General features: G+C 54.6%; 1 protein-coding gene. It reads right to left on the bottom strand.

Annotation, left to right across the window (positions count from 1 at the left end):
* Positions 1-150: 150 nt before the first annotated feature.
* Positions 151-396, bottom strand: a complete 246-nt coding sequence (locus ACYVD4_RS32040) for a hypothetical protein (RefSeq protein WP_460952543.1) — start codon at positions 394-396, stop codon at positions 151-153.
* Positions 397-701 lie beyond the last annotated feature (305 nt).

Raw genomic sequence — 701 nt, 5'->3', positions numbered from 1 at the left:
TGAGGGTGTAAAGGTTGACGCTGTGGTTGTTATCTTTAGTGGTCTCCTCATCCATCAACCCTCATGGTCGTTGGGTGATGCGTAAAAGCTGTAACGTAATGGTGGGCTTGTGTGCGACAAGGGGCACGACTCAGTTGAGGCTTGTGGCTTCTAGGACGGGCTTTCCGGTGACACAGGAAACGCCCCAGATGGGACGATTTTGGGTTCGTTGGTCGGCTTGGGTCGACACCAGAAGCGCCCCGCTTCGGTCGGTTTTAGCGTATTGGGCAGCTTCAGTCGACACCAGAAACGTAGCATTTGGGAAGAGAAAAGCCCAGGTTCGTCTGGTTTTGGCTCATTAGTCAGCTTCGGTTGACGCCAGAAACGTAGCGTTGGAGCCGAGAAACGTAGTGACAAGGAAGGGTGTTGACTCGGCTGGAGAACGTAGCAGTGGCTTCGCGCTTGGCTAAAATCGGATACGTAGCATTGGTGCTTGATTGCGCGCCTGTCACCCTCCGGTGACAGGATGCTCGCCCCCGAGGGCAAGTGGGTCAGCCCAACCCAATGAGGGTGTAAAGGTTGCGGCTCCGGTTGTTGTTTGAAGCGACCTCCTCATCCATCAACCCTCATGGTCGTTGGGTGTATCGGCCAAAGCTGTAAGTGAAAGTCCGGCTCTCGGTCGACAGGGAGCACTTCTCGAAGTCAGGCTTTTTAGCTCGTTA

Source organism: Spirosoma daeguense (assembly GCF_054776875.1).
Note: the sequence above shows the minus strand (reverse complement) of the source record. Positions and strands in the feature narration are given on the sequence as shown.